18 protein-coding genes and 1 tRNA gene are annotated in these 18,660 nt (G+C 71.0%); 12 read left to right on the forward strand and 7 right to left on the reverse strand.

What is annotated here, in order from left to right:
* Positions 1–10: 10 nt before the first annotated feature.
* Together L2C96_RS37310 and L2C96_RS37315 are read right to left on the reverse strand one after the other, a co-directional pair.
* Entirely contained in the window at positions 11–412 is a 402-nt protein-coding gene (locus L2C96_RS37310; protein WP_020417766.1) for a VOC family protein, read from the reverse strand.
* A gap of 55 nt (positions 413–467) precedes the next feature.
* Entirely contained in the window at positions 468–920 is a 453-nt protein-coding gene (locus tag L2C96_RS37315; protein WP_123683647.1) for an iron chaperone, read from the reverse strand.
* Positions 921–1,026: 106 nt separating this feature from the next.
* Between L2C96_RS37315 and L2C96_RS37320 the strand changes: the two genes are divergently transcribed.
* The gene (locus L2C96_RS37320) at positions 1,027–1,629 is read left to right on the forward strand and encodes a TetR/AcrR family transcriptional regulator (protein ID WP_237339547.1); all 603 of its coding nucleotides are present in this window, start codon (positions 1,027–1,029) and stop codon (positions 1,627–1,629) included.
* A gap of 349 nt (positions 1,630–1,978) precedes the next feature.
* On the opposite strand, the gene L2C96_RS37325 is transcribed toward L2C96_RS37320, so the two are convergent.
* Positions 1,979–2,051 (reverse strand) — tRNA-Arg (locus L2C96_RS37325).
* Between the two features lie 189 nt (positions 2,052–2,240).
* Between L2C96_RS37325 and L2C96_RS37330 the strand changes: the two genes are divergently transcribed.
* A complete protein-coding gene (locus L2C96_RS37330) occupies positions 2,241–3,158 on the forward strand; it encodes a cation diffusion facilitator family transporter (RefSeq protein ID WP_237339548.1) in 918 nt (305 codons plus the stop codon).
* A gap of 900 nt (positions 3,159–4,058) precedes the next feature.
* Here L2C96_RS37330 and L2C96_RS37335 read toward each other — a convergent pair.
* Positions 4,059–4,766, reverse strand: coding sequence for a DUF305 domain-containing protein (locus tag L2C96_RS37335; protein ID WP_237339549.1), 708 nt, complete (start codon positions 4,764–4,766; stop codon positions 4,059–4,061).
* A 5-nt stretch (positions 4,767–4,771) separates the two neighbouring features.
* Complete coding sequence (locus L2C96_RS37340) at positions 4,772–5,566, reverse strand: thioredoxin-like domain-containing protein (RefSeq protein WP_020417772.1); 795 nt, start codon at positions 5,564–5,566, stop codon at positions 4,772–4,774.
* A 102-nt stretch (positions 5,567–5,668) separates the two neighbouring features.
* Here L2C96_RS37340 and argS point away from each other — a divergent pair, with 102 nt between their 5' ends.
* From argS to rho, 6 genes are all read left to right on the forward strand, one after another.
* Positions 5,669–7,324 carry an arginine--tRNA ligase gene (argS, locus tag L2C96_RS37345; RefSeq protein ID WP_237339550.1) on the forward strand — a complete coding sequence of 552 codons (1,656 nt, stop codon included), beginning with the start codon at positions 5,669–5,671 and terminating at the stop codon, positions 7,322–7,324.
* 6 nt (positions 7,325–7,330) lie between these two features.
* Positions 7,331–8,767, forward strand: a complete 1,437-nt coding sequence (gene lysA, locus L2C96_RS37350; RefSeq protein WP_020417774.1) for a diaminopimelate decarboxylase — start codon at positions 7,331–7,333, stop codon at positions 8,765–8,767.
* Positions 8,768–8,772: 5 nt separating this feature from the next.
* The gene (locus tag L2C96_RS37355; protein ID WP_020417775.1) at positions 8,773–10,080 is read left to right on the forward strand and encodes a homoserine dehydrogenase; all 1,308 of its coding nucleotides are present in this window, start codon (positions 8,773–8,775) and stop codon (positions 10,078–10,080) included.
* Entirely contained in the window at positions 10,077–11,141 is a 1,065-nt protein-coding gene (gene thrC, locus L2C96_RS37360) for a threonine synthase (RefSeq protein ID WP_123683642.1), read from the forward strand. The genes L2C96_RS37355 and thrC overlap by 4 nt, the downstream gene beginning before the upstream one ends.
* Complete coding sequence (thrB, locus tag L2C96_RS37365; protein WP_237339551.1) at positions 11,138–12,019, forward strand: homoserine kinase; 882 nt, start codon at positions 11,138–11,140, stop codon at positions 12,017–12,019. Before thrC ends, thrB begins: the two co-directional genes overlap by 4 nt.
* A 392-nt stretch (positions 12,020–12,411) precedes the next feature.
* The gene (gene rho, locus L2C96_RS37370; protein WP_237339552.1) at positions 12,412–14,379 is read left to right on the forward strand and encodes a transcription termination factor Rho; all 1,968 of its coding nucleotides are present in this window, start codon (positions 12,412–12,414) and stop codon (positions 14,377–14,379) included.
* A gap of 62 nt (positions 14,380–14,441) precedes the next feature.
* On the opposite strand, the gene L2C96_RS37375 is transcribed toward rho, so the two are convergent.
* A complete protein-coding gene (locus L2C96_RS37375) occupies positions 14,442–14,942 on the reverse strand; it encodes a CHAP domain-containing protein (protein WP_237339553.1) in 501 nt (166 codons plus the stop codon).
* Positions 14,943–15,162: 220 nt separating this feature from the next.
* On the opposite strand from L2C96_RS37375, the gene rpmE reads away from it, so the two are divergent.
* Both rpmE and prfA read left to right on the forward strand, forming a co-directional pair.
* Positions 15,163–15,393, forward strand: coding sequence for a 50S ribosomal protein L31 (gene rpmE / locus L2C96_RS37380; protein ID WP_017987296.1), 231 nt, complete (start codon positions 15,163–15,165; stop codon positions 15,391–15,393).
* 82 nt (positions 15,394–15,475) lie between these two features.
* Positions 15,476–16,555: a peptide chain release factor 1 gene (gene prfA, locus L2C96_RS37385; RefSeq protein ID WP_020417780.1), complete on the forward strand. Its 1,080-nt coding sequence runs from the start codon at positions 15,476–15,478 to the stop codon at positions 16,553–16,555.
* Positions 16,556–16,558: 3 nt separating this feature from the next.
* Here prfA and L2C96_RS37390 read toward each other — a convergent pair whose 3' ends face one another.
* Positions 16,559–17,320 (reverse strand): alpha/beta fold hydrolase, encoded by a 762-nt coding sequence (locus tag L2C96_RS37390; protein ID WP_237339554.1) that lies wholly within the window; start codon positions 17,318–17,320, stop codon positions 16,559–16,561.
* A 59-nt stretch (positions 17,321–17,379) separates the two neighbouring features.
* On the opposite strand from L2C96_RS37390, the gene L2C96_RS37395 reads away from it, so the two are divergent.
* Positions 17,380–17,727 carry a MerR family transcriptional regulator gene (locus L2C96_RS37395; protein WP_237339555.1) on the forward strand — a complete coding sequence of 116 codons (348 nt, stop codon included), beginning with the start codon at positions 17,380–17,382 and terminating at the stop codon, positions 17,725–17,727.
* 22 nt (positions 17,728–17,749) lie between these two features.
* Complete coding sequence (gene prmC / locus L2C96_RS37400; RefSeq protein ID WP_020417783.1) at positions 17,750–18,613, forward strand: peptide chain release factor N(5)-glutamine methyltransferase; 864 nt, start codon at positions 17,750–17,752, stop codon at positions 18,611–18,613.
* Positions 18,614–18,660 lie beyond the last annotated feature (47 nt).

Raw genomic sequence — 18,660 nt, forward strand, 5'->3', positions numbered from 1 at the left:
GGCACTACGGCTAGCCGACGAAGATGCAGAACGGGTGCCCGGCCGGATCGGCGTAGACGTACAACGGTTCGTCGGGGTCGTCGCTGCGGTCGCGGAGCAGCCGGGCGCCGAGGTGAAGGGCCCGCTCGTGCTGGGCTTCCAGTTCGGCCTTGGTGGGCACGGTGAGGTCGAGGTGCAGCTGCTGCGGCACGGGGCCGTCCGGCCACGTCGCCGCCGGCAGGGTGTCGACCTGCTGGAAGGCCAGCTGGGGGCGCCCGTCCGGGGTGCGGAGCACGAGCCAGTCGGCGTCGCCGTCCTCGTCGCCCGGCCGGTACACGAGCCCGAGCAGCTCGCGGTAGAACTCCGCGAGCCGCCGGGCGTCGGTGCAGTCGAGGACGACCTGGCAGAACGTCGGCAGGGTCATGCCGATCATCCTGCCGCAGCCCGTCCGCCGCGGCAGGACAACGTGATCCGGCCCGGCTCGCCGGTCAGCTCACCGCGCGCTCGACCAGCGCCGCGATCTTCTCCTCCACCTCGGAAGTGACACCGGTCAGGGCGAAACCGGTCGGCCACATCGGACCGTCGTCGAGCGACGCCTGGTCGCTGAACCCGAGCGTGGCGTAACGCGCCTTGAACTTCTCCGCGCTCTGGAAGAAGCACACGACCTTGCCGTCCAGAGCGTAGGCGGGCATGCCGTACCACAGCTTCGGTTCGAGGACCGGCGCGGCGGCCCGGACCACGGCGTGGACGCGCTCGGCCATCGCTCTGTCCGACGGCGTCATCGCGGCGATCTTCGCGAGCACGTCCTGCTCGGCCTGCGCCGCCTTGTCCGCCCGGGAGCCGCGACGGGCCGCGGCCTTCAGCTCCTTCGCGTGGTCCCGCATCGCGGCCCGTTCTTCGGCGGTGAAGCCCTCGTGCTTCGTGCCCGCACTGCTGCCCATGGTGACCTCCTTCAGGTTATCGGCACGCACCGTGCCGTTGCGCCTCATGATGTAGCGAGCCTGTCTGGCTGTCAACGGCACGCAGCGTGCCGATAGGATGCGGGACATGACCGACCAGCCTCGGCGCCGCGGCGCCGCCCGGACGGACGAACTGCTGCAGGTGACGCTCGACCTGGCCACGGAGGTCGGGTACGCGGGCCTCAACATCGAGGCGGTCGCGCGCCGGGCCGGCGTCGGGAAGCACACGATCTACCGGCGCTGGCCGTCGATGGCCGCGCTGCTGCTGGACGCGCTCAGTCGCGTGTGGACGACCGACCTGGACTACCACGACACCGGCGACGTCCGGGCCGACCTGCGTGAGCAGTTCCTGCGGTCCGCGCCCGCGCTCTCCCAGCCGCCGATCGGCCCGGTCTACCGCGCGGTGATCGCCGAAGCCCAGTCCGACGCCGCGTTGCGGGAGACCCTGCACGAGCGGTTCCTGGCGACCGTCGAACAGAGCACCTTCGACCGGATCGCCCGAGCCCAGCGTGCCGGCGAACTGGTCGCCGACGCGGATCTGCGCTTTCCGGCAGAGGTTCTCTGCGGCACCCTCTACTACCGCTGGTTGCTGTCCACGAAGCCGATCGACGAGGAGGCCGTGAACAGCCTGGTCGACATGTTCATGGCCGCCTACGGCGCGGGTTCACGCGTCTCCGGCGGACCCGCGTGATCTGGTCGTACGCCCGATGGGACTTGTCGGCACGGTGCCGAGCGCTCGGCGACGAGCGCATCCGTATCGACGCTCTTGCTTGAACGCTTCGGCTACGGCCCCGACGGGCGCCTGGTCGTCGACGAGCGCGGACCGCTCGCGCGGCGGCCCTGCGACTTCCGCCACGCTGCGGTGAGCACCTGGCTGGGGCGGGGGTTTTGCGGCCACGGTGGCGCAGTGGGCGGGGCAGTCGGTCTCCGTGCAGCGTGCACACAAATCCCCGATCTTGATCGGGGTCCGCCGGTGAACATGAATCGGCCCCTACCGCGTTCTCGCTGGTAGGGGCCGGTTTTGTGTGTAGGAACCTGGGTGCCCTCGGCAGGATTCGAACCTGCGACACCTGCCTCCGGAGGGCAGTGCTCTATCCCCTGAGCTACGAGGGCCCATCGCTGGGCGACGTGACACAGCCTAGCGCACCCGTGTTTCCGCCCCGTGAGCGGCTACCCCTTCGGAGGGGGCGGCGCGGTCGCCGCTCGGTTAGGCTGCGCGAAGAAGGCAAGCCTTACCTGCCATTGCATACATGCGCATATCACTATATATTCCGGGTGCGGGACAGAGGAGGACACCAGCGCATGGGACACGGCCACGGACACGGGCACCAGCCGCCCGGTAGCGCGTCCGCCCGCTACTTGCCACGGCTCGCCGCGGCGCTCGGGATCGGCCTCGCCTTCCTGTTGCTCGAAGTCGTCGTCGGGGTGGTCACCGGGTCGCTCGCGTTGATCTCCGACGCCGGGCACATGCTCACCGACGTCCTCGGGCTGGCGATGGCCCTCACGGCGATCGTCCTGGCGCGGCGGTCCGGGCCGACCTACCGGCGCACCTTCGGGCTCTACCGGGCCGAGGTGCTCGCCGCGCTGGCCAACGCCGTCCTGCTCTTCGGGGTGGCAGGCTACGTGATCTTCGAGGCCGTCGAGCGGCTCGCGAACCCGCCGGAGGTGCCCGGCCTGCCCGTGCTGCTCGTGGCGGTCGCCGGGCTCGCCGCGAACCTCGTCGCCTTCGCCCTGCTCCGCGACGGCTCCAAGGAGAGCCTCAACCTGCGCGGCGCGTACCTGGAGGTCCTCGCCGACCTGATCGGGTCGGTCGGCGTCCTCGTCAGCGGCGTGATCACCCTGACCACCGGCTGGCGCTACGCCGACGCCCTCATCGGTGTCGCGATCGGACTGTTCGTGCTGCCGCGCACCTTCACCCTCGCCCGGCGGGCGCTGCGCATCCTGTTCCAGCACGCCCCCGCCGAGGTGGACGTCGAACGCATCAGCGCGGACCTCGCCGAGCTCGCCGGCGTGTGCGACGTGCACGACCTGCACGTGTGGACGCTCACCTCGGGCATGGAGGTCGCCTCCGCGCACCTCACCCTGGAACGCACCGCGCAGCCGGCCGAGGTGCTCGCCGCCGCGCAGACGCTCCTCAAGGACCAGTACTCGATCGAGCACGCCACGCTGCAGTGCGAACCACGCGAATCGGCGGCGCGATGCCAGGAACTCAGCTGGTGACCACGGCTGGGCTTGCTCCGCTCTGCACCCTCAATCCGCCGTAGCAGCCGCCGGGTCTCCGTCTATCCACCAAGCCGGAGGCCACCCGGGCAGGGGAGGGGCCGCAGCCCCGAAAGCCGCGACTTTCCACTCCTCGCCGATCTTGTGCATCAGCAGATCCATCGAAACCGGCAGCACGGATGGGGTGTGCACCAAGTACCCGTCCGAGTGCGTGCCGAGTGGTGCCATGCGGACGAGTTCACAGCCCGGCCCCACACAACGTCGTCGGCTCGATACTCCTCAGCGCTGTGATGCTGCCTCTCCCCAAGCTCGCATGCGCTATGGCCGTCCTTCTTCGACGGCGAGAAATCGCAGTTTCTTCATGCCAGTTCGATTCACTGATAAGCCACGCTTCGGCATACCGTCCGTTGACGATGTGGTTTCGCCACTCGATCGCCCGTGCAACCGGCCCATCGATGTCAGCGACCCGCTGGAGGTCTTCCGGGGGCAAGTTGCTGAGGTTCTCCGGGGTCAGATCTTCGACCAGACGGCGGGTTACCTGCTCGACCTTCCTGGCCAGGAACCCTTCGCTCGACGAAGAAGAGAACAGCGAACACGATGAGGGCCGAGCCGAACTGCAACTCAGTTGATGACCAGATCGGATTCGAAGCCGGCCATAGCGGACTGGTGAGAATGGACAGGAGGGTAAGGAGCAGGCCCACCAGGCCCACTAGCCACAACCACCCCGGTCGAACCACTTCTTGAGGTTCTGACGGTGCATCCGGCAGCAGCGGGACGGGCTCCAGGCCGGACAATTCAGGAGTCATAGGGCGCGCTTCCTAACAGTCGCACCCAGCCAATTCACCGACAATTCACGCACCGTCGGTTTCCGGCCGCGGAGAGCGTCGACGAAACAGGGCGTCAGGGGAAGGGCAGCGGCTGCGCGCCCCGCGCGGTGAGCATGTTCCGCATCACCGTCATCTCCGCCCCCTGCGAGGTCAGGATGCTCTGCGTCAGCGCCTTCACCGCGGACACCGACGTGTGATCGTGCGCGTACTGCGCCATCTCGGTGCCGCCCTGGTGGTGCCTCAGCATCAGCTGCAGGAAGTACACGTCCAGCTCGGTGCCGGACAGCGAGCGCAGCTTCGCCAGCTCGTCGTTGGTCGCCATGCCCGGCATCGGCGCGCCCGCGGCCGCCGCGGCCGACGACGACGGCGCCATCGCCATGTGGTCGTGCCCGGCGTCGGCCGTCATCCACGTCATGTACTCGCCCGTGGCCTGCTCGGGCTGGCCCCACAGCATGAGCCAGCCCTTCATCCGGCCGACCTGCTCGCGCTGCGTGGACTCGATGTCGAACGCCAGCTGCTTCAGCTGCGGATCGCTCGTGTGGTCGCGCTCCCAGCTGGCCATGGTCACGGCCTGCAGGTGGTGCACCGACATGTCCTGCGCGAACCCGACCTCGACCGAACCCTCCGCGGGCGTGGCGGAGGTCCCCGGGCCCTTCGCCAGAGACGTCAGGAACATCCCGAGCACCGCGCCGACCAGCAGCACCACGACCACCGTCGCGCCGATGACGACCGGCCGGGGGCCCGGCCGGTCCGCCACCGGGGCGTCTTCTTCGTCCGCCATCAGGATCAGGACGTCGGCATCGTGCTGGTGTCCTGCTGCGTGCCCGCGGAACCCTGGTAGTCCATCGGCTTCGCGTCCGGGCCCGGCGGCGTCGGGTCGAACGGCGGCGGGTTGTCCGGGTCGAAGGCGCCCGCGCCGAGGGCGTCGCACGAGGCACCGACCTCCGGGTAGGTGTTCTGGTTGGTCCGCAGCGCGGTGATGAACTGGTCGATCCGCTCGTCGGTGGCCGAGTCGAGCTTCAGCTGGTGGCCCCACGACTGCAGCGAGATCGGCTTGTCCAGCCCGGGGTAGGGCGACATCATCGTGTACGGCTTGCCCTCGACCTTGGACTTGAGCGTGTTCAGCGCGTCACCGGTCACCTGGTCGGGGTTGTAGGCGATCCACACGGCCCCGTGCTCGAGCGAGTGCACCATGTTCTCCGTGCGCACCGCGACGGGGTAGACGACGCCGTTGCACGCCGCCCAGTAGCCGTCGTGCGGCCCGCCGTAGGGCGGCGAGTGGTCGTAGGCCACCCGCTCGGTCGGCAGGATGTGCACGCTGGCCTGGTACTGGCCGGTGACGATGCCGGGGATGCTCAGCGACGGGTCCGGGTTGTCCGCGGTGGGCGCCCAGCTCGCCAGCGCGCGCTTGGGCGCCGACTGGACCAGGTAGTAGGTGACCACCACGGCGGCGAGCGCGACCACCGCGACCACCGAGATGATCGTGCCCCAGGGCACACCCTTCTTGGACACCACCGAGCCGCGGGCCGCCTTCACGCTGCCCTTCTTCGGTGCGCCCTTCTTCTTAGTGCCGCTGGCCATGGCTCCCGCGTCTCCCGTCAAGTGGATATACCCGGGTAGAGTTTAGGGACCCCGTGTTCGGTCCCTGTCAACGGCCGAGGTCGCGGCCCTTACACTCGGCTGGTGACTCCCGAGGCCCTAGCTGACCTGGTCCGTACGTCCGCCGCGCAGGTGCTCACCGCCCGTGGCGCCGACCCCGCCGTGCTGCCCGCCACGGTGACCGTCGAGCGCCCGCGCAACCCGGAACACGGAGACTACGCCACCAACATCGCGCTGCAGGTGGCGAAGAAGGCCGGCCTGGCCCCGCGCGACTTCGCCCAGGAGCTGGCCGACGCGCTCGCCGCCACCGACGGCATCGACTCGGCCGAGATCGCCGGCCCCGGGTTCGTGAACCTCCGGCTGGCCGCCGACGCCCAGGGCGAGCAGATCCGCCAGGTCCTCACCCTCGGCGACGCCTACGGCCACGGCACCGCGCTGGCCGGCCGCAAGATCAACCTCGAGTTCGTGTCGGCGAACCCGACCGGCCCGATCCACCTCGGCGGCACCCGCTGGGCCGCGGTGGGCGACGCGCTGGGCCGCGTCCTGCAGGCGCAGGGCGCCGACGTCACGCGCGAGTACTACTTCAACGACGCCGGCGCGCAGATCGACCGGTTCGTCCGGTCGCTGATCGCCGCCGCGAAGGGCGACCCGGCGCCGGAGGACGGCTACGCGGGCGCCTACATCAGCGACATCGCCGCCGAGGTCCTGCGCCAGGAGCCGAGCGCGCTGTCGCTGCCGGAGGACGAGCGCAACGAGACGTTCCGCCGCATCGGCGTCGACCTGATGTTCGGCGAGATCAAGAAGAGCCTGCACGAGTTCGGCACCGACTTCGACGTCTACTTCCACGAGGACTCGCTGCACCAGTCCGGCGCGGTGGAGAAGGCCGTCGAGAGCCTCAAGGAGAACGGCAGCCTCTACCACGCCGACGGCGCCTGGTGGCTGCGCTCCACCGAGTTCGGCGACGACAAGGACCGCGTGGTCATCAAGAGCGACGGCGCGCCCGCCTACATCGCCGGTGACATCGCCTACCTGCAGGACAAGATCGGCCGCGGCTTCGACCTGTGCATCTACATGCTCGGCGCCGACCACCACGGCTACATCGCCCGGCTCAAGGCCGCCGCGGCGGCGATGGGCCACGACCCGTCCGTGGTCGAGGTGCTCATCGGCCAGCTGGTGAACCTGGTCAGCGAGGGCAAGCCGGTACGGATGAGCAAGCGCGCCGGCACGGTGATCACGCTGGAGGACCTCGTCGAGGCCGTCGGGGTGGACGCGGCGCGCTACGAGCTGAACCGGTACTCGGTGGACTCCAGCATCGACATCGACCTCGACCTGCTGCGCAAGCACAGCGACGAGAACCCGGTCTACTACGTGCAGTACGCGCACGCCCGGCTCGCCTCGCTGCAGCGCAACGCCGCCGACCTCGGACTGAAGTTCGACAACGACGCCGACTTCGGGCTGCTCACCCTCGACCGCGAGGGTGACCTCATCCGCACGATCGGGGAGTTCCCGACGATCGTGCAGCGCGCCGCCGAACTGCGTGAACCGCACCGCGTGGCGCGTTACCTGGAAAGCCTCGCCGGCGCGTTCCACAAGTTCTACGCCGTCGCGCAGGTCCTGCCCAAGGGCGACGAGGAAGCCACCCCGCTCACCTTCGCCCGCCTCGCCCTGTGCGAGGCGGCGCGCCAGGTGTTCGCGAACGGCCTCGCCCTGCTCGGTGTCTCAGCTCCGGAACGGATGTAATCCCCCATGGCTCACCCCGCCGGCCCGCGGCACGCGGAGGTCTACCCGCACGCCGACACCTCCGGTTTCCCCCCGTCCAGTTCCGAAGAGCTCGACCGGCTCTACCCGAAGGTCTGGCCCCGCAACTCCTACCGCGCCCCAGACGGCGTGGTGCGGATCGCGGGCGTCGACGTGCGGCAGCTGGCCGAGACCTACGGCACGCCGTTGTTCGTCGTCGACGAGGCCGACTTCAAGTCGCGCTGCGCCGAGTACGCCGAGGCGTTCGACGACCCGTCGCTGGTGCACTACGCGGCCAAGGCGTTCCTGTGCACCGAGGTGGCCCGCTGGGTCGCCGCGCAGGGCCTGAGCCTGGACGTCGCCAGCGGCGGCGAGCTCGCGGTCGCGCTGCGCGCCGGCTTCCCGCCGGAGCGGATCACCTTCCACGGCAACAACAAGTCGGTCGCCGAGCTGGAGACCGCGGTCGGCGCCGGGGTCGGCACGGTCGTGCTGGACTCCTACTACGAGATCGCGCGGCTGGCCGACGTGGCCGCGCGGCTCGACGTCGAGCAGAAGGTGCTGATCCGCGTCACGGTCGGCGTCGAGGCGCACACGCACGAGTTCATCGCGACCGCCCACGAGGACCAGAAGTTCGGTTTCTCCCTGGCCGCCGGCGACGCCGCGGAGGCGGTGCGCCGGGTGCTCAACGCGCCGTCGCTGCGCCTGGTCGGCCTGCACAGCCACATCGGGTCGCAGATCTTCGACGCCGACGGCTTCGAGGTCGCCGCGCGCCGGGTCATCGGGCTGATGGCCGAGCTGGTCAAGGAGCACGGCGAGCAGCTGCTGGAGCAGCTGTCGCTGGTGGACCTCGGCGGCGGTTTCGGCATCGCCTACACCGACAAGGACAACCCGCCGCCGCCTGCCCAGATGATCACGCAGATCCGCGAGATCGTCCGCAAGGAGTGCGAGTTCGCCGGGCTGCCGGTGCCGCGCATCGCGGGCGAGCCCGGCCGCGCCATCGCCGGCCCGGGCACCGTCACGCTGTACGAGGTGGGCACCATCAAGGACGTGTCGCTGGGGGACAACGAGTCCCGGCGCTACGTCAGCGTGGACGGCGGGATGAGCGACAACATCCGCACGCCGCTCTACGACGCGGTGTACGACGTCCGCCTGGTGTCGCGCGCGAGCGACGACGGGACGAGCGAGCAGGTCGGCGCGGCGCTGAGCCGCGTGGTGGGCAAGCACTGCGAGTCCGGCGACATCGTCGTGCGGGACTGCTGGCTGCCGGACACCCTCGCCCCCGGCGACCTCCTCGCCGTCGCGGCGACCGGCGCGTACTGCTACTCCATGGCCAGCAACTACAACCGGCAGCCGCGCCCCGCGGTCGTCGCGGTCCGCAACGGCAGCGCCCGGCTGCTCCTGCGCCGCGAGACGATCGACGACATGCTGCAGCTGGAGGTGTCGTGACTGCAATGTCCACTGTAGACGGCAAGACGGTGCGCGTCGCGCTGCTGGGCTGCGGCACGGTCGGCGCCGAGGTCGCGCGGCTGCTCACCGAGCAGGCCGACGAGCTCGCCGCCCGCGCCGGCGCCCCGGTCGAGCTGGCCGGCATCGCGGTGCGCCGCCCGGACAAGCACCCCGAGCTGCCGCAGCACCTGCTGACCAACGACGCCGCCGCGCTCGTGGAGTCCGATGTGGACGTCGTGGTCGAGCTGATCGGCGGCGTCGACCCGGTGCGCGAGTGGCTGCTCACCGCGCTGCGCAAGGGGAAGTCGGTCGTCACGGCGAACAAGGCGCTGCTGGCCGAGTACTCCGCGGAGCTGTTCGAGGCGGCCGATTCCAGCGGTGCCGACCTCTACTTCGAGGCGGCGGTGGCCGGTGCGATCCCGCTGCTGCGCCCGCTGCGCGAGTCGCTGGCCGGCGACCGCATCACCAAGGTGATGGGCATCGTCAACGGCACCACCAACTTCATCCTGTCCGCGATGGACTCCACGGGCGCCGGCTACGCCGAGACCCTGGACGAGGCCAGCCGCCTCGGCTACGCGGAGGCGGACCCGACGGCGGACGTGGACGGCTACGACGCCGCGTCCAAGGCGGCCATCCTCGCCTCGCTGGCGTTCCACACCCGCGTCACCGCGTCCGACGTGCACCGCGAGGGCATTTCGAACGTGTCCGCCTCGGACATCGCGGCGGCGAAGGCGCTGGGCCGCACGGTGAAGCTGCTCTCGATCTGCGAGCGCGTCGAGGGCGAGGACGGCACGGAGTCGGTCTCCGCCCGCGTGCACCCGGTGATGCTGCCGCGCACCCACCCGCTGGCGAACGTCGGCGGCGCGTTCAACGCCGTGTTCGTCGAGGCGGACGCGGCGGGCAGCCTGATGTTCTACGGCCAGGGCGCCGGTGGCGCGCCGACGGCCAGCGCGGTGCTCGGCGACCTGGTCGCGGTGGCCCGCAACCGGGTGGTCGGCGGCCGCGGCCCGCGCGAGTCGGCGCACGCCCAGCTGCCGGTGCGGCCGATGGGCCAGACCCCGACCCGCTACCACGTCAGCCTCGACGTGGCCGACAAGCCGGGTGTGCTCGCCCAGGTCGCGCAGGTGTTCGCGGCGCACGAGGTGAGCATCGCCGCGGTCCGGCAGCGTGACCGGCACGACACGGCCAGCCTCGTCATCGTGACGCACCTCGCACCGGACGCGGCGCTCGAGGCCACCGTCGAGGCCATCGGGAAAATGGACGTCGTCAACGAGGTCGTGAGCGTGATGCGGGTGGAAGGCGAGGATTCATGACTGCGAAGGCCGGCTGGCCCGGGATCATCGAGGCGTACGCCGACCGGGTACCGGTTCCGGCCGGGGCGGAGGTCATCACCCTCGGCGAGGGCAACACGCCGCTGATGCCAGCCCCGCACCTGTCCGAGCTGACCGGCTCGACCGTCTACCTCAAGGTGGAGGGCGCCAACCCGACCGGGTCGTTCAAGGACCGCGGCATGACGGTGGCGATCACCCACGCGAAGGCCAGCGGCCTGCAGGCGGTCATCTGCGCCTCCACCGGCAACACCTCGGCCTCGGCCGCGGCCTACGCCGCGCGCGCCGGACTGACCTGCGCGGTGCTCATCCCGCAGGGCAAGATCGCGATGGGCAAGCTCGCGCAGGCGATCCTGCACGGCGCGCGGATCCTGCAGATCGACGGCAACTTCGACGACTGCCTCGAACTCGCCCGCAAGACCGCGATCGACCACCCGGTCACGCTGGTCAACTCGGTCAACCCGGTGCGCCTGATCGGCCAGAAGACCGCGGCGTGGGAGATCTGCGACGTCCTCGGCCAGGCGCCGGACATCCACTGCCTGCCGGTCGGCAACGCGGGCAACATCACTGCCTACTGGGCCGGGTACTCCGAGTACGCCGCGGACGGTGTGGTGAAGAACACCCCGCGCATGTTCGGGTTCCAGGCGGCCGGCGCGGCCCCGCTGGTCAAGGGTGAGCCGGTCGCCGAGCCGGAGACGATCGCGACCGCGATCCGCGTCGGCAGCCCGGCCTCCTGGGAGGGCGCGGTAAAGGCGAAGAACGCCTCCGGCGGCCTGTTCGAGGCGGTCACCGACGAGAAGATCCTCGCCGCGTACCGCCTGCTGGCCAGCAAGGAGGGCGTGTTCGTGGAGCCGGCGTCGGCGACCAGCGTCGCGGGCCTGCTCGCCACCGCAGCCGACGGGCGCCTGCCCAAGGGCTCGACGGTCGTGTGCACCGTCACCGGACACGGCCTCAAGGACCCGGGCACCGCGCTGGAGGGCAACGTCGAGGTCGAGCCGCTGGCGGTGGACCCGCGGGCCGTGGCCGCCGCGCTGGAGCTGACGTGACCGCTCTGAAGGTGACTGTCCCGGCGTCGAGCGCGAATCTCGGCCCGGGCTTCGACGCGCTCGGGCTGGCGCTCGCGCTGCACGACGTCGTCGAGGTGCAGGTCACCGACGCCGGTCTCAAGGTCGAGGTGTTCGACGCGGGAGCCGGCGGGGTCGAGGACGTGCCCACCGACGAGACGCACCTGGTGGTGCGGGCGCTGCGGCGCGCGTGCGAGCACCTCGGCGTCACGCCGCCGGGGCTGCACCTGCGGTGCTTCAACAAGATCCCGCACGCGCGGGGGCTCGGTTCGTCGGCCGCGGCGGTGGTCTCCGGGATCGCCGCCGGGTACGCCCTCGCGGAGCGGCCGCTGGACGGCGACGCGGTCCAGCTGGCCGCCGAGTTCGAGGGGCACGCGGACAACGCCGCGGCGAGCCTGCTGGGCGGGTTCGTCCTGGCGTGGTGTGAGAAGGGCCGCTTTCACGCGGAACGGCTGACGCCGCACCCGTCGATCCGCCCGGTGGTGGCGGTGCCCTCGGTGAAGTCGTCCACCGAGGCGACGCGCGGGCTGCTGCCGGAGAAGGTGCCGCACTCCGACGCCGCGTTCTCGGCGGGCCGCGCGGCGCTCGCCGTGCACGCGCTGACCAGCGATCCGTCGCTGCTGCTGCCCGCGACCGAAGACCGCCTGCACCAGGACTACCGCGCCCCCGCCTACCCGGCGACCGGGCGCCTGGTGCACGACCTGCGTGCCGCCGGGGTCGCGGCGACGGTGTCCGGCGCGGGTCCGACCGTGCTGGCACTCACGGTCGACGGAATAATTCCGGCGCCGGTGGACGTTGCAGGATTCGAAGTCATCGAGCTGCCGGTCGACCAGACCGGGGTTCAGGTCACGAGCCGGTAGATTCCGTGCGGAGATTCGCGGCACGCCGGGGGGTGGTTGTTGCACCTCGTGCCCGGTCGGTCTACCCTCGGGGGCGTTCGATCACCGCGCGCAATCCGCACCCGGTGTCGGTCCCGGGGGTTTCGTCCCGGATCGCATTCTCTCGTTGAGTCGATAATTCCGCATAGCTGGTGCAGGGATTGACCTAGGCGGGTTTCCGGTAGCCACGGTGACACGAATTCGGCGCGTTCCACCTGGAGCACGCGAGAACCCCGTGTGGCGGCTCCGCCGCTGTGACCTGCGTGTCCCGGCCGGGGAAGCCACACCGGGCAGGAGCAGACCGCCTCGCGATCGGACGCGGGCGGTAGTCCGCTGATCCACCTGGAGGCGTGGATCGGTCAGGAAGGACATGTGTGAGCAACACCGATCTTTTGAGCGGCGACGTGGCGACCGCCGCGACGAACGCTGAGCCAGGGGAGAGCAACGGCACGGCCGCGCCGAAGCGCCGCAGCGGTGGCCTGTCCGGCATGGTGATCGCCGACCTGCGGGAACTCGCCACCCAGCTGGGCATCGGCGACACCAAGGGGATGCGCAAGGGCGATCTGATCGCCGCGATCCGCGAGCGCCAGGGCAAGGCCCCGCGCAAGCGCGCCGCCGACGAGACCCTGCCCCTCGACGGCATCGCCGCGAAGGTGGAGGCTCCGGCGCCCGCCAAGACCGCCGAGAAGGCGCCCCGGCAGGCCGCGGCCCCGGCCGACAACCCCGCCCCGGTGGTGGAGAAGGCCGAGAAGCCGGCCCAGGCCGAGAAGCCCGTGAACGGCGCCGAGGCGCCCCAGCAGGGTGAGGACGCTCCCCGTCGCGAGGGCGGCGCCCGCCGTCGCCGCGGCGCGAACCGCGCCGCCGGCAGCCCGGACAACCGCGGTGGCGGTGACCAGCGCGGTGGGGACCAGCGCGAGCAGCGCGGCGGCGACCAGCGCGAGCAGCGCGGTGGCGACCAGCGCGAGCAGCGCGGTGGTGACCAGGCCCAGCAGGGCGGTGGCGACCAGCGCAAGCAGAACAACCGCGACTCCGGCTCCGGTGGCGGCCAGTCCAAGCAGAACGCGGGCGGCGGCCAGAACTCCGGTGGCGGCCAGAACAACGCGGACGACGACGAAGGCGGCCGTCGCGGCCGCCGGTTCCGGGACCGCCGCCGCCGCGGCAACCGCGGCGAGGGCGGCACGGACACCGAGATCCGCGAGGACGACGTCCTGCTGCCGGTCGCCGGCATCCTCGACGTCCTGGACAACTACGCGTTCGTGCGCACCTCGGGCTACCTGCCCGGGCCGAACGACGTGTACGTGTCGCTGTCGCTGGTCCGCAAGCACGGCCTGCGCCGCGGTGACGCGATCACCGGTGTCGTCAAGCAGCCGCGCGAGGGCGAGCAGCAGCGCCAGAAGTTCAACCCGCTGGTGCGCGTCGACAGCGTCAACGGCCTGGACCCGGACGAGGCCAAGCGCCGCCCCGAGTTCACCAAGCTGACGCCGCTCTACCCGAACGAGCGGTTGCGCCTGGAGACCGAGCCGCACAAGCTGACCACCCGCGTGATCGACCTGGTCATGCCGGTCGGCAAGGGGCAGCGCGCCCTGATCGTGTCGCCGCCGAAGGCGGGCAAGACCACGATCATGCAGGACATCGCGAACGCGATCACCACGAACAACCCCGAGTGCCACCTGATGGTCGTCCTCGTCGACGAGCGTCCGGAAGAGGTCACCGACATGCAGCGGTCGGTGAAGGGCGAGGTCATCGCCTCGACCTTCGACCGCCCGCCGTCAGACCACACCTCGGTCGCCGAGCTGTCCATCGAGCGGGCCAAGCGCCTCGTGGAGATGGGCATGGACGTGGTGGTCCTGCTCGACTCGATCACCCGCCTCGGCCGCGCCTACAACCTGGCGGCCCCGGCGTCCGGCCGGATCCTCTCCGGTGGTGTCGACTCGACCGCGCTGTTCCCGCCGAAGCGCTTCCTCGGCGCGGCGCGCAACATCGAGAACGGCGGCTCGCTGACGATCTTCGCCACGGCGATGGTCGAGACCGGGTCGACCGGTGACACGGTGATCTTCGAGGAGTTCAAGGGCACCGGCAACGCCGAGCTCAAGCTCGACCGCAAGATCGCCGAGCGGCGCGTCTTCCCGGCGGTGGACGTCAACCCGTCCGGCACCCGCAAGGAGGAGCTGCTGCTCTCGCCGGACGAGCTGGCGGTCACGCACAAGCTGCACCGGGTCCTGCACGCGCTGGACTCGCAGCAGGCCATCGACCTGCTGCTGTCCCGCCTGCGCAAGACGAAGACCAACATCGAGTTCCTGATGCAGGTCAGCAAGACGGCGCTCGCCTCGGACGACGACTGACGTTCGTAGCACGCGAAACGGCCACCCTCCCCCAGGAAGGGTGGCCGTTTTCGTTGTGGTTCCTACTGGTGGGGGACAGCGGCCGGGGTCCAGCCGCGGTAGTTGCTGTAGTAGCTGTAGCCGCCCTGGGCCTTGGTGACGTGCCCGATCTTGCCGCCGACGCTGGTCGCGTAGAACCCGCCGGCGCCGTCGGAGATGCCGACGTGCCCGTAGTTGCTGATGTTCCAGTACACGAACGCGCCCAGTGGCGGGTTGCGGTCACCGGCGTGCTTGGGGCTGGCGCCGAACCAGTGCGCGTTGGCCGAGGCCCACACCCCGGTGGTGCCGTAGGCGTTCTCCACGGCCTTCTCGCACAGGCCCTGGTAGGCGGTGCTGCCGATGCGGGCCTTGAACCACGCGACGGCGCCCGCCGGCGTGCCGTCGCCGGCGGCGAGGATCGAGACGTCGCTGTTCGGGGCGACAGTGGCGAAGGTGGCGGCCTGGCTCGTGGCCGGCACGAGGGCGAGTGCCGTGGCGGCGAGCGCGGCGACGGCGGCGGACTTGGCGGTGCGCGAAAGTGACATCGGCTCCTCCTCACCCGGCGGGTCCGGGTCTCGGCCAGGAGCCTCGCGTGCGCCCGTACAAAACCCGTACACGCCCCGTACCCGGAATATGCGCCGCCCGGGGGGCGTTGACCTGCATGTCAGCGCGTCTGGCAGAATCAATCCGCTAACGTCCGGCTCCGGTTCACCCCACGTGTCGAAGAACGCCGCGGGGACCCGGCGGCCACCGAGAGAGGACTCCATGAAGAGCGGTATCCACCCCGAGTACGTGCCCACCACCGTCACGTGTGGTTGCGGCAACACCTTCACGACCCGCAGCACCAAGACCTCCGGCGCCATCACGGTCGAAATCTGCTCGAACTGCCACCCCTTCTACACCGGCAAGCAGAAGATCATGGACACCGGTGGCCGGGTCGCGCGCTTCGAGGCGCGCTACGGCAAGCGGGCCGGCAAGAAGGCCGACGCCAAGTAGCTCCACCGCCGGCGCCCACTCCCGACCATCGGGGGTGGGCGCCGCTTTTGTGTCCTGAGGCCATCAAGAGGAAGGTTCGGTCGTGGATTCGTCTTCCCTGCACGGGCTGCTCGCCGAGTACGCCGATCTGGAAAAGCAGCTGGCGGACCCGGCCGTGCACGCCGACCAGGGCCGGGCGCGCAAGCTCGGCCGCCGCTACGCCGAGCTGAGCCCGATCGTCAAGGTCATCAACGAGCTGGACCAGGCGCGGGACGACCTGGGCACCGCGCGTGAGCTGGCCGACGAGGACGCGGGCTTCGCGGCCGAGGCCGAGGAGATCGCGGCGCGCATCCCGCAGCTGGAGTCCCGGCTGACGGAGCTGCTGCTGCCGCGCGACCCGTACGACGGCTCGGACGTCCTGATGGAGATCAAGTCCGGTGAGGGCGGCGAGGAGTCGGCCCTGTTCGCCGGCGACCTGCTGCGCATGTACCTGCGCTACGCCGAGCGGCACGGCTGGAAGGCCGAGGTGCTCGACGCGGTGCACTCCGACCTCGGCGGCTACAAGGACGTCACGGTCGCGGTAAAAGGAAAGGGCGCCGTGACTTCAGCCGCCGACGGCGTGTGGGCGCGGCTGAAGTTCGAGGGCGGCGTGCACCGCGTGCAGCGCGTGCCTGCGACCGAGTCGCAGGGCCGCATCCACACCTCCGCCGCGGGCGTCCTGATCTACCCGGAGCCGGAGGAGGTCGAGGTCGAGATCGACCCGAACGACCTGCGGATCGACGTGTTCCGGTCGTCCGGCCCCGGCGGGCAGAGCGTCAACACCACCGACTCGGCCGTGCGCGTGACGCACCTGCCCACCGGGATCGTGGTGTCCTGCCAGAACGAGAAGTCGCAGATCCAGAACCGGGCCCGCGCCATCCAGGTGCTGCAGGCGCGGCTGCAGGCGATGGCGGAGGAAGAGGCCGCCGCCAAGGCCGCCGACGCGCGGAAGTCGCAGGTCCGGACGGTCGACCGCTCCGAGCGGGTGCGCACCTACAACTTCCCGGAGAACCGCATCTCGGACCACCGGGTGAACTACAAGGCGTACAACCTGGACCAGGTCCTGGACGGCGACCTGGACGCCGTGCTCGACGCCCTGGCCGCCGCCGACCGCGAGGAGCGCCTGGCCACCGCGGGCCAGTGACGCCTACCGGTCCAGGAAGTCCCTGATCCGGGCGAGCCACTCGTCGCGGGCCTCGGCCTGCATCGAGTGGCCGCTCGCGATCTCCACGTACTCCGCGCCCGGGATCCCGTCGGCCAGCTCGCGCTGCACGCCGATCGGCACCAGCACGTCCTGCCGCGTGCCGATGACCAGCGTCGGCACGCTGATCCGGCCCAGCTCCGGGCGGGTGTCCACCGACGCCACCAGGTCCACGTGCTCCGGCGTGCCCTCGGGGACGGCCAGCCCAGCCAGCGCGCCCTCCAGTTCCTGCGGCGACAGGGCGTTCAGATACCCGGCTCCCACCGCGGCGAAGGTCAGGAACTTCGCCAGCAGCTCCTTGTTCCCCAGGTCCAGCAGCTCCCGCCAGACGTCCACGGCGAGCCGCATCTGGTTCGTCGGGTGGGCGAACCCCGCAGTCAGCACCAGGCCGGTCACCCGCTCGGGGTGCCGCGTGGCCGCGCGCACCGCGACCGCCGTCCCGAGCGAGTAGCCGAGGATCGTGAAGCGCTCCACGCCTGCGGACACGGCGGTCGCCACCAGGGAGTCGGCCAGACCGTCCAGGGTCAGCGGCTCATCGCTGCGTGGTGTCGCCCCGCTGCCGGGGTAGTCCGGGCCGACCACGGTGTGCGTGCGGGCGAGGTCGTCCAGGATCGGGCCGAAGTTCGCCTCGATGCCGCCGCCACCGCCGTGGGCGAGCAGCAGGCCGGGGCCGGATCCGCGGACGACGTGCGAGAAATGTTCGGTCATGCGGCGACGTTAGGAACTGACACCGGTGTGAAGGTCAACTTTGGAGTGAGCGAGGTCGCATGCGGATCGGGGAGCTGTCCGCCCGGACCGGGGTCAGCCAGCGGTTGCTGCGGTACTACGAGGAGCAGGGGCTCCTGGTGCCGCGCCGGGACGCCAACGGTTACCGGGTCTACGACGACGACGCAATGGTCACCGTCCGGCAGATCCGCGCCCTGCTGGCGGCCGGGCTGTCGACGTGCGTGATCGCGAAGCTGCTGCCGTGCGCGCGGGGGGAGAAGCCGGACCTGGAGCTGTGCCCGGAGGTGGTGCGCACGCTGCGTGAGCAGCTCGACGCACTGGACGAGCGCATCGACGGTCTCCGCCAGACGCGCGGGGCGCTCGCGGCATACGTCCCCGCGAGCGGATGACCGCTGTGGAAAAGTTGGGTGCGTGAAGCGGCAACCGTTGCGACTGGCGATCCTCGAGGCGATGCGCATCCTGGAGGAGGCGGGGGTGGCGTCTCCGCGCGCCGACGCCGAACTCATCGCCGCGCACGTGCTCGGCGTCGACCGCGGTCGCCTGCCGCTCGTGCCCCTCGTCGACCCGCCCGTGGTCGAGGCGATCGGCAAGCTGGTGGCGCAGCGCGCCAAGCGGGTGCCGCTGCAGCACCTGACCGGGTGGGCCGGGTTCGCCGGCATCACGCTGGACGTCGGGCCCGGCGTCTTCATCCCGCGGCCGGAGACGGAACTGCTGGTCGAGTGGGGGTTGCGGCTCATCCACGGCCGCGAGTACCCGGTCGTGGTCGACCTGTGCACCGGTTCGGGCGCGCTGGCGCTGGCGATCGCGCACGAGCGGCCGGACGCGGTGGTCTACGCCGTGGACATCGACCCGAACGCGCTCGCGTGGGCGCGGCACAACGCGGACAAGCAGGCCGCGGCGGGTGACACGCCGATCCGCCTGTACTCCGGCGACGTCGGGGACAGCACGATCTTCGCCGAGCTGGACGGCCTGGTGGACCTGGTGGTGTGCAACCCGCCGTACGTCCCGCCGGGCGGCGATCTGCCGCCCGAGGTGGTCGACTTCGACCCGCCGCAGGCGGTCTTCGCCCCCGACGGCGGCCTCGCGGTGGTCCGGCAGGCCGTGGCGACCGCCTGCCGGCTCCTCAAGCGCGGCGGCGGAGTGGCCATCGAACACGACGACACGCACGGATCGGCCGCCCCGGCGCTGGTCGCGTCCCGCAAGGTGCTGACGGACGTCCAGGACCACCGCGACCTCGCCGGACGCCCCCGTTTCGTCACCGCCCTCCGCGGCTGACCCAACCACCGCTCACCACCCCACCCACACCGCCACCCCAGCCACGC

It is taken from the genome of Amycolatopsis tucumanensis, from assembly GCF_021654135.1.
In the GTDB taxonomy this organism is placed as follows: Bacteria; Actinomycetota; Actinomycetes; order Mycobacteriales; family Pseudonocardiaceae; genus Amycolatopsis_E; species Amycolatopsis_E tucumanensis.